Annotated in this window: 6 protein-coding genes; 3 read left to right on the top strand and 3 right to left on the bottom strand. The window is 59.5% G+C overall.

Annotation, left to right across the window (positions count from 1 at the left end):
- Positions 1-172 precede the first annotated feature (172 nt).
- Positions 173-2,431: a transglycosylase domain-containing protein gene (locus tag IQ254_RS28425; RefSeq protein WP_193969515.1), complete on the top strand. Its 2,259-nt coding sequence runs from the start codon at positions 173-175 to the stop codon at positions 2,429-2,431.
- 130 nt (positions 2,432-2,561) lie between these two features.
- Here IQ254_RS28425 and IQ254_RS28420 read toward each other — a convergent pair whose 3' ends face one another.
- Entirely contained in the window at positions 2,562-3,470 is a 909-nt protein-coding gene (locus IQ254_RS28420; protein WP_228041188.1) for a lipopolysaccharide assembly protein LapB, read from the bottom strand.
- A gap of 416 nt (positions 3,471-3,886) precedes the next feature.
- Between IQ254_RS28420 and IQ254_RS28415 the strand changes: the two genes are divergently transcribed.
- Both IQ254_RS28415 and IQ254_RS28410 read left to right on the top strand, forming a co-directional pair.
- The gene (locus IQ254_RS28415; protein WP_193969514.1) at positions 3,887-4,483 is read left to right on the top strand and encodes a LuxR family transcriptional regulator; all 597 of its coding nucleotides are present in this window, start codon (positions 3,887-3,889) and stop codon (positions 4,481-4,483) included.
- A gap of 275 nt (positions 4,484-4,758) precedes the next feature.
- The gene (locus IQ254_RS28410) at positions 4,759-5,538 is read left to right on the top strand and encodes a photosystem II S4 domain protein (RefSeq protein WP_193969513.1); all 780 of its coding nucleotides are present in this window, start codon (positions 4,759-4,761) and stop codon (positions 5,536-5,538) included.
- A gap of 266 nt (positions 5,539-5,804) precedes the next feature.
- Here IQ254_RS28410 and uraD read toward each other — a convergent pair whose 3' ends face one another.
- Entirely contained in the window at positions 5,805-6,323 is a 519-nt protein-coding gene (gene uraD / locus IQ254_RS28405) for a 2-oxo-4-hydroxy-4-carboxy-5-ureidoimidazoline decarboxylase (protein ID WP_193969512.1), read from the bottom strand.
- 72 nt (positions 6,324-6,395) lie between these two features.
- Entirely contained in the window at positions 6,396-7,133 is a 738-nt protein-coding gene (locus tag IQ254_RS28400; protein WP_193969511.1) for a DUF554 domain-containing protein, read from the bottom strand.
- Between the last annotated feature and the right edge of the window lie 61 nt (positions 7,134-7,194).

The following is a 7,194-nucleotide window of genomic DNA, read 5'->3' as shown; positions in this document are numbered from 1 at the left end:
AGTTATGGACCGACTGGGCACTCCAACTGATAGCGCTCAAACCCCATAAACATCGCTATTTTCAGCGTGGTCTCTATGCTCTATCCCTGATGCAGCAAGCTCTTTAGGTACGTTGTCACCCGTTAAGGACTACAATAGGGCTGTATTTCGGTTGGGCCTATCACCATTCGCCATGTCGCCCCCAGAACCCTCCCAGCCTCGTACCCTGCTCAAAACCGTGACTCAGGCCTTGCAGGCCGTGCAGGCCAAGGTCGATTTCGGCAAGCTGTCGGTGAAGCAAGGGGCTCGCGCCGCCGAAATTGAGGTGACCGTCAACGGTCAGCCCACCACCTATCCGCTGCTGGGCGAGCACTACATTTTAGGGCGCAGCAACTCCCAGTGTGACATTGTGGCCCCGAGCCCTATCGTCAGCCAGGTTCACGCCACCCTCACTCGCGACGTCAACCGCCCCAGTCAGCCCTTCGTGATGAAGGATCGCAAATCGACCAACGGCATTTATCGGGGCAAAAAGCGGCTCACCCAGACGGTGATGAACCACGGCGATGTCTACACCCTTGGCCCGCCCGAACTGGAAGACGCGGTTACCCTGCGGTTTAGCGAACCGCCCCCTTGGTATGTCAAAACTGCTCGCTATACCCTCTTCGGTTTTACGGGGCTGTCGCTGGCGGTGGGTGCCTGGATTGTCGGCATCGAGTGGCCCAAAATTCCGATGCGGCCCCTGCCCGACTCCGTGCAGGGGCCTGTAGTCATCCTGGGTGAAGAAAATGGCACCTCTGTACCCCTGCGGGAACAGCTCACCCAGTCGCACCAAGAACTGCGCCGCATCGGCGACTTTTCGCCCTATCTGCCCAAGGCCCTGGTCGCCTCCGAAGATACTCGCTACTACTGGCACTTGGGGGTTGACCCGATCGGCATTTTGCGGGCGGTGGTGATCAACATACAGGATGGTGCGATTCGCCAGGGGGGCAGCACCATTACCCAGCAGCTAGCCCGCAGCGTCTACCGCGAATACGTCGGTACCGAAGATTCGGCGGGGCGCAAAATTCGCGAGGCGATCACGGCGCTCAAGCTGGAGACGTTTTACAGCAAAAACTACCTGCTGCTCACCTACCTCAACCGGGTCTACCTGGGTGAAAATCTCTATGGCTTTGAGGATGCGGCCCAGTTTTACTTCGACAAGCCCGCTAGCGATCTGACCCTGTCGGAGTCGGCCACCCTGGTGGGCATTTTGCCCGGCCCCAATGCCTTTAACCCGGTGCAAAACTACGAGGCGGCGGTGGCCTACCGCGATCGCGTGCTCGATCGCATGGTGGCCCTGGGTATGGTCAGCCAGGAGGAGGCGCGGCGAGCACGGCGATCGCGCATTGAGATCAGCCCCGATGCCACCCGCCAGCTCCAGAGCACCCGGGCCCCCTACTTCTACAGCTACATCTTTGAAGAACTCGATACGGTGCTGGGCTCCTCCCTAGCGCGAGAAGGTAACTTCTACGTGCAGACTAGCCTCGATCTCGACCTGCAAAAGGCTGCCGAAGCTGCCCTCAGTCAGGATGTTGCGACCCAAGGGTCGGCCCTGGGCTACTCCCAGGGAGCCGTGGTCACCCTCGAAACCAGCACCGGGGCCATTCGGGCCCTGGTGGGCGGCGTCAACTATGGCGAAAGCCAGTTTAACCGCGTTACCCAGGCGCGGCGTCAACCTGGCTCGACCTTCAAGCTGTTTGCCTACGGGGCTGCGCTTGAGGCGGGAATTTCCCCCAGTCAGTCGTTTTCGTGCCAGACGTTGAACTGGAGCGGCCAGCAGTTTGCGGGTTGTCGCTCGGGCTCGGGCTCGCTCGACATGTACGCGGGCATGGCCCGTTCTGAGAACGTGGTGGCCCTGCGCATCGCCCAGGAGGCTGGCCTGCGCAATGTAATCAACATTGCCGAGCGCCTGGGCATTGAGTCTAAGCTGGTGGCGTCCCCCGGCCTCACCCTGGGCGAAAGCGAAGTCATCCCCCTGGAGCTCACCGGGGCCTTTGCCGCTGTGGCCAATGACGGCGTCTGGAACCGCCCCCACGGCGTGGAGCGGGTGCTCGACAGCAGCGACTGCGCCGACTTAAACAACATCAGCACTTGCCGGGTAATCTACGAGTTTGGCCAGGCGGGAGACTCTAACCGTCAGGCGATCGACCCCACAATTGCCAGCACGCTATCGGGGCTGCTGCAGGGGGTAGTGCAGGGAGGCACTGGTCGCAGCGCTTTTTTGGGCCTGGGCGAAGCGGGTAAAACTGGCACCACCGACGACAACCGTGACCTCTGGTTTGTTGGTTTTGTGCCCGGACGCGATCTCACGACCGGCGTCTGGCTTGGCAATGACGACAATACCCCCACCCGGGGCAGCAGCGGCCAAGCCGCAGCGGTATGGGGTAACTATATGCGCCAGGTGGTTCAGTAGTAGCCTGGTCAGCCTGATTGGGTGCGTCATTTGGGAACGTTGCCATAGGGGGCTCGCTAGCAGAGCTACAGTGTCGAGACACCCTCCAATTCATCGAGTACTAGTCCAGTGGAGTCCTGTGGATGTCCTATTAGCTCGCGGGTAGACGACCCAGATGATCTTGGGCCTTGGCCGCCCAGGTAGGATTACCCATGGCGATGTAGAGGTTTTTGGCGTGTTCTAAAACAGTGCGGGCTTCGTCATAACGGCCTAGCTTTACAAAGGCTAGCCCAGCGCTATAGTAGGCGTCGGCATAGCGACCGTTGATCTGGGTGGCCATGCGAAACGAGTCGAGGGCGGTTTCGGTTTGCCCCTGGTTAAAGCGGGCAATGCCCAAATTGTAGTGGGCCTGGGCGTAGCGCGAGTTTAGGGCAATCGCCTGCTGGAGCACGGCTTCAGCTTCGGTATTTTGTCCGATCTGGAGGTAGATAATGCCCCGCTGCAAAAACGACTCGGGCGCATTGGGGTTATGCTGCTCAACCTGTTCAAAGGCGGCCAAGGCCTCGGGGAAGCGCCCCTGGGATTGATACACTAGCCCCAGATTGTAGTGGGCATTGACCAGGTCAGGCTGAATAGCAATGGCCCGCTGTAGGTAGGCTTCGGCTTGATCGAGGTTATTGCCTTCGATCAGAGCCCCGCCCAGATTGGCGTAGGCCAGAGCAAACTCAGGGTCGGCTCGAATGGCGGCCCAAAAGGCTGAGGCGGCATCCTGTAGATTGCCCTGCTGGCGCAGGACCAGGCCGATGTTGTAATGGGCTGCAGCCATGGTGGGGTCGAGGGCAATGGCCTCCTGAAACTGGGCCAGAGCACTGTCTAACTCTCCCTGCTGAATGAAGCTAAGGCCCTGGTTGAGGGCTGCCTCGGCTGCCTCACTCGGGGCAGCGGCTTGGGCGTAACCTGGCCCTGGATAAACGGCAGCAGACATGCCTGACAGCGCGATCGCCGCAGCGACCATGCTCCCCTGTAAACACCGCCATCGTTGTTGGTTAGACCGTGTCATACCTGGGTGTTTCCTTGGCCCGATAGAACGCCCCTAACAATATAGACAAGCTTCTTTTTTTTCAACTCCTGGCTAGGATCTGGTCTAGTGTTTTTCAATCAGAGGCTGCCGCTGCCTGAAATCGGCCCGCCTGGGCCAGGCAACCGGCCCTTGTCGTGAAGAATTCTTAACCGGTTCAGCCCCGAACTTCAGAGGGCTGAAAACGCTGTTAGGCCGAGGTACTTTGGCTCAGATCCCTTGTTAGTGACGACCTGACGGGCCATCATGGTCGCCCCCAGCGCAATAGCCACTTAGAAAACTGTCCTAGCTGTGCGGAGAACCCATCCTCTGGAGTGAGGTTTTCTTTATCGCCAGTCTACAGATTGTGTTCCCGGATGACTGCACCAACTCTGTTGTGTCTTCCACCAGGTAACCCCATGGTCACTTTCAGTTCATCCGCCTCCCTCCCTATTGCCGCCTCATCAACCCAGGAGACTGCTAATTTGCCCCTGCTCAATGCCGTTCTTGAAGGATTTGTTGACGGAATTTTAGTGCTGTCTGTTGACGGCACCTGTGTACACAGCAACCAAAAGGGCCGGACCCTGTGCCGTGACCTCAGCGACAGCCCTAGCGACAGTAGCTTGCCAACCTGCCTCACCGTTATGGGCCAGCACCTGCGCGAAAGCCGCGAACTGTATCCCGATACGCTGCTAGTGCTGACCCAGGAGTTTACGGCCCGCTCGGGTCACCAGATTCGGGTCCGTGTCCAGTGGCTCGATTTTCCGGCGACAGCGGATTCTTACCTGCTGGTTTCCCTAGAAAACAAAACCCGTTCGGCCCATGCCTCTGCCCTACTGGAGGCGGTGCAATACAACCTCACGCCTCGGGAGCGGGCGGTGTGGGTGCTGCGTCGAGCCAATCGCACCTATGAGGAGATCGCCCAGGAACTTTACATTACCGTTAACACCGTGAAGCGCCACTTGAAGAGTATCTATGCCAAGCGCAAGGATGTCACTGACACGATCGCAAACTAACTTCGGCCCGATATCTCAGGGGCGGTGTTGCTGAATAACGGTATGAATTTGGGTCAGGGCGTAGGTATAGCCAAGCCAGAGGCTTTATGGCCATTCGCCCTTAGAGTGTTCCAACTAAATACCTATCTGCATCCAGCCATCCCTCAGGGGTAAGCGGCTGGTCAGACTGGCACAGACGACTGCCCTTGGTGCGCCCAAACCAGTAAGGTGAAAGCAGTGAACTCAGCCTAGATGGAGTTCACTGCTGCCCGATCATTGCGTTGTCACTGTTGCCTATGCTGCCTAAGGATGACCTGCTGAAATCGGTTGAACATCGCGACTGTTTGGCTCGCGTGCTCGACCTGGCCGACCAGGCGATTAAAACCTGGGAGGTAGTGGTGACCGATTTTCTATCGCCGCCAGAGCAGGTCGAGGCCCAGGCCACCCTACAGCGGCTAACCGATGTCCATAGCCTAGCCTGGGGAGGCTATCCCCAGGCCGAGCGGCAGCGGTTGGCGATCGCCCGAGCCGAGATTCCCCTTGAGCCCAGCCAGATTCCCCTGGCGCTGCTGACGGTGGGGGGCAACTTTATGTTTGACCCCGCCAACCACGGCGATTTTTTGGGGGCTGTGCTGGGTACGGGCCTAGACCGAGGCCAGGTGGGCGACATCATTGTGCTGGGGGAACGGGGTGCCCAGGCGATCGCCGTGCCCGAGCTAACTGAGTTTCTCACTCAGTCGCTGACCCAGGTGCGATCGGTGCCGGTCAAAACCCAGCCCCTGGATTGGGATCAGCTGCGGGTGCGTCCGCCTAAGAAAAAAGAACTCACCACCGTTGAGGCTTCCCTAAGACTCGATGCCGTGGCCTCCGCAGGGTTTGGCATGTCGCGCAGCAAAATGGCTGACCTGATCGCCAGCGGCGACGTGCGGGTGAACTGGAAGGCGATCACCCAGGCCAGCCATACCCTGGCGGCAGGGGATTTGGTTGCCATTCGCGGCAAGGGGCGGCTGGAAATTGGCGAGGTAGCCATCACTAAGAAAGAGCGCTATCGCATTCAGCTCACCCGCTACGCCTAGAACGCCGGTACAGAAACCGGGGTTTAAGCCATACTGTACCGATGCTCTCGGCGATCGCAGCTTTTCTAACCTCAATTCGGGATAACGCCGTCCCCTCCTCTGGAGGGGTGCCCGGAGGGCGGGGTGGGTCAAAACTGCTACAGAGAGTAATCGGCTCAATACGGTGAAGTTCCGCCGATAGCCTCGATTGACCCACCCCTACCCCTCCCAGGAGGGGACAGCAAGCTTGCTTTAGCAGGAAAATTCTTATCCCGAACTCAGCTTTTCTAGGCCCCTCGGGAGGTGGCCTCTGCCACCCAGGACTCCAGCCGCAGGCGGGCAATTTTCTCAATTTCGCCTAGGGCAGTAGCCTGCTCGACAGCGGGGGAGTTGCCCAGCCGCTGGGCAAAATTCTCTAGGATTGACGCTTTGTTGTGGCCGGCCACGGCCAAAATAAACGGAAAGCCAAAGGTGGTTTTGTACCGCTGGTTGAGGCTTTGAAAGCGCTCATATTCTTCGGCGCTGAGGGCGTTTAGCCCCGCCTTACTCTGCTCGGCGACGGAGGCCTCGGCCATGGTGACCCGAGTGCCGAGATCGGGGTGAGCTTTAATCAAGGTTAATTTTGCCTCGGGATCCAGGGCTCGAACGATCGCCACCATGGCCCGGTGCAGCTCGGCCACAGAGCGAAAGGGACGCTGGGGCCAGACCTGGGCCGCAATGGTGGGGGTGGCTTCAAAGGCAGGGCCGATCGCGGCCACAAACTCGGCCTCGGTCATGGTGTTGAGCTGATCTAGGGTGTAGGGCATGGCGGGTTCTAGAAGGTTCAGAATAGCGGGTGGTCAAAAATTAGCTCAGTGATTGGCCCTGCGCCTGGAGACCTAAAACCGCTGGGCAAGGGCGATCGCCAACGGACTCAGCAGCAGCGCTGGCAAAAATGAGGCGACTCGCACCTGGACAATTTCCAGCAAGTTGAAGCCAATGCCCAAAATCATCAGCCCGCCAGTGCCGGTAATCAACAGCACCTGGGGGCTGGTGGCCGGGTCGGGAATGACCGCGCCCGACAGACTGGCCAGCAGCGACAGCCCCCCCTGCACCACAAATACGCTCAGGGCCGAAAAGCCGACGCCGATGCCGTAGGTGCCGGTCAGGGCGATCGCCGCCAGCCCATCCATGGTGGCCTTGAGCGTCAGCAGGGCATTGTCGCCCGTCAGCCCGTTGTTGAGGCTGCCGACAATGGTCATGGGGCCAATGCAAAACAGCAGGCTAGCCGCCACAAACCCTTCGGTAAAGCGGCCCCCGCCCCGCACCCGAGCCTTGAGCCAGTCGCCCAGCACCGAGAGGCGTTTTTCGATCTGCCACCATTCTCCCAGCAGCCCGCCCGCCACCATCACCAGCAGCGCCAAAATAATGCCGTCGATGGGGCCAGCATCGATGGCCGATAGGCTGCGGGCCATGGCCATGCCAATCACCAGGGTCATCAGCCCCACCGCCTGGGTGATAATCTGCTGCATCGAGCGGGGTAGACGACTGCGCAGCAGTACCCCCAACCCAGTGCCCGCCATCACAGTGGCGACATTGATCCAGGTGCCGCTGGTTTTAGCCCAAAGACCGAGCATGACCACTCCTCAAAACCATTTCAGAAACCCCCTAGCCGTCAGGCCAACTAAACCAACCGCC

The sequence above is a fragment of the Nodosilinea sp. LEGE 07088 genome (genome assembly GCF_015207395.1).
Lineage (GTDB): Bacteria > Cyanobacteriota > Cyanobacteriia > Phormidesmidales > Phormidesmidaceae > Nodosilinea.
The sequence above is the reverse complement of the archived record's forward strand: the minus strand, read 5'-3'. Positions and strand labels throughout refer to the sequence as shown.

Excerpts from the sequence above, each read along its gene's own strand:
- IQ254_RS28415 (WP_193969514.1), top strand. The coding sequence starts at position 3,887 with ATGGTCACTTTCAGTTCATCCGCCTCCCTCCCTATTGCCGCCTCATCA.
- IQ254_RS28400 (WP_193969511.1), bottom strand. The coding sequence starts at position 7,133 with ATGCTCGGTCTTTGGGCTAAAACCAGCGGCACCTGGATCAATGTCGCC.
- IQ254_RS28410 (WP_193969513.1), top strand. The coding sequence starts at position 4,759 with ATGCTGCCTAAGGATGACCTGCTGAAATCGGTTGAACATCGCGACTGT.
- IQ254_RS28425 (WP_193969515.1), top strand. The coding sequence starts at position 173 with ATGTCGCCCCCAGAACCCTCCCAGCCTCGTACCCTGCTCAAAACCGTG.
- IQ254_RS28420 (WP_228041188.1), bottom strand. The coding sequence starts at position 3,470 with ATGACACGGTCTAACCAACAACGATGGCGGTGTTTACAGGGGAGCATG.
- uraD (WP_193969512.1), bottom strand. The coding sequence starts at position 6,323 with ATGCCCTACACCCTAGATCAGCTCAACACCATGACCGAGGCCGAGTTT.